This window comes from Sphingobium sp. B2 (genome assembly GCF_007693735.1).
Taxonomy (GTDB): Bacteria; Pseudomonadota; Alphaproteobacteria; order Sphingomonadales; family Sphingomonadaceae; genus Sphingobium; species Sphingobium xenophagum.
On the sequence record NZ_VDBZ01000022.1, the window covers coordinates 1 to 2,280 of the forward strand.

At 60.7% G+C, this 2,280-nt stretch carries 2 protein-coding genes; one reads left to right on the top strand and one right to left on the bottom strand.

Annotation, left to right across the window (positions count from 1 at the left end):
- The first annotated feature begins 36 nt into the window (after positions 1-36).
- Complete coding sequence (locus tag FE851_RS25805; RefSeq protein ID WP_145206928.1) at positions 37-654, top strand: DUF3658 domain-containing protein; 618 nt, start codon at positions 37-39, stop codon at positions 652-654.
- A 117-nt stretch (positions 655-771) separates the two neighbouring features.
- Here FE851_RS25805 and tnpC read toward each other — a convergent pair.
- Positions 772-2,280: IS66 family transposase (gene tnpC / locus FE851_RS25810; protein WP_145206929.1), on the bottom strand; the 1,509-nt coding region annotated here is incomplete at its 5' end.

Consider the following 2,280-nt stretch of genomic DNA (forward strand, 5'->3'; position numbering starts at 1 on the left):
ATAGCGGTTTGGTGCTTCATCCATTAGGCTGACCGGATGACTTCAGAAAACTCTCAGCTTCACGTTGTCTTTGGGCGTTCCGCAGCAGGAACTTTGCAACAAGCGCTGGAGGTTGCCGGCCGAGAAGGAATTGTCGTTGCGCCATATGATGATTTCAGTTTTGGCCCCATAGACAGGGACGATGCTAATGCACGCGCTCAATGGGTCGAGAATGAATTGGGCTATTCTGACTGGCAGAAGATTTTCGAGGATAGCTTGCCCGTCCTGAGTGCCTCGATGGAGGCAAGTAAGCCCCCCATTGCGTGGATTTCTCCAGACAGCGCGCATAGTGCTGCCGGCTTTTTGTGGTGGCTGTCGCATATGGCGGACAAGGAGTGTCAGATCCTTGATGTGCCGCGCCTCAGCCTACTCGATCCCGAAAGCATGACTGAATATCTCGATAAGGCAGAACCTCTATCGGCGGGGCGACGGGCGCGTAGCTTGGGCTTGTGGCTACAACTTCAAGCGGAGAATGCCCCTCTGCGTATCCTGGGCGACGCCGGGTTGATGTCTGCGCCGCTTGAGCATTTCGATGCAGCCCTATTGGAGCATGCGACACCGGAATGGCAAAAGATGGCGAGAATTGTGGCTGGAGTGCTCGGTGACTTCTTTTAAGAGGGCATTTATCAAACAAGCGATCTTGTCTTGGGATCTCGGTTGGCCGACCTCGCTGAAGCTGGAATATTGGAATGGCGAGGAGATCTAGGCCATATGGCGAGCTGCGAAATGCGGCTACCCGCATAAGGGCGGCCAGTTCCAAGGCAGCAACTCATCGACCTTATTGATGGGATGGCCCTTGCCGATCCGGTCGAGCACATCGGCCAGCCAAGCCTGCGGGTTCACATTGTTGAGCTTGGCCGGCTCCAGCAGTGAGTAGATCGCAGCGGCGCGCTCCCGGCCGCAGCCGGCACCCGCGAAAAGCCAGTTCTTCCGGCCCACGGCTATGCCGCGTAGGGCGTTCTCCGCGAGGTTGTTGTCGATCTCCAACCGCCCGTCCTCGGTGTAGGCCAGCAGTTGCAGCTTAAGCTTCACGGCATAGCGCAGCGCTTCGGCCAACGGAGACCGTGCTGAAATCTGCCCCAGCACGCCGTCGGCCCATGCGAAGAAATCCAGCGCCCGCAGCCGAGACAGCTTGCGTGTCTTCCGGCGGTCATCGGCAGGATCGCAGTCGATCCCACGCTCGACATCGTAAAGCTCGCGGATGAGCTTCAGCCCCTCTGCCGCGACGGAATGCGGATCGGCCTTGTAGACATCGTGCAGCTTCCGCCGCGCATGTGCCCAGCAGGCGACAGGCGTTATTAGCCCCGGCTGACGGTCGGGCGCATAGAGGCGCTCGAACCCAGCATAGGCGGCGGCTTGCAGGAATCCCACGAATGTCTTGAGATGTTCGCGCGGACGCTCGCCCTTGCGATCCGGGCTGTAGCGAAACAGCGCTGCGGGCTTATCGCTCGGTCGCCATCGTCGATTGTCGCGCAGATAGACCCATAATCGTCCTGTTGCAGTCTTGCCGGTGCCCGGCGCCAATACCGGCACGGGCGTATCGTCGGCATGGAGCTTGGGGCTGGCCATGAAATGATCGGCGATGCGGTCGACCAGCGGCTGCAACAGCCAACTGACCTGTCCCAGCCAGTCGGCCAGGGTTGAACGGCTGAGGTCGACACCCTCACGGGCATAGATGCGTGACTGCCGGTAAAGCGGCAGATGGTCAGCAAACTTCGATATGACCACATGCGCCAGCAGGTTCGGACCAGCCCTGCCACGCGGGATCGGCAAGGCTGGAGCCGGTGCCTGGCTGATCGCATCGCAGCGCCCGCAGGCCAGCTTGGGGCGAACATGGCGCACGACGCGGAAACGACCGGGCACATACTCCAGCACCTCGGTCACGTCCTCGCCCAGCTTGCCCATGGTGGCGCCGCAGGCGGAGCAGCCATCGACGTCGGGTGCGGCATGCACCGTCTCGTCGCGCGGCAGATGGTCGGGCAATGGCAGGCGCTTCGGCTTGCGAGCCGTCGATGGACGTTCCTCTGTTGGAAACATATCCCCGACGGCACATGCGGCATGGGCATGTTCTGCTTCGAGATCCTCCAGCGTCAGTTCCAGTTGATCCGCCATCTCGGTGATCCGCTCGGACGACTGGCCGAACTTCATCCGCCGTAGGCGGGATAGCTGAACCTTGAGCTTCTCGATCTGGAGCGTGGTCAGCTTGACCGCGTTACGGGTCGCCTCATGGGCTGTCCGCTC

What these genes read in the sequence shown, in the direction of transcription:
- FE851_RS25805 (WP_145206928.1), top strand. Translation starts at nt 37, where the DNA reads ATGACTTCAGAAAACTCTCAGCTTCACGTTGTCTTTGGGCGTTCCGCA.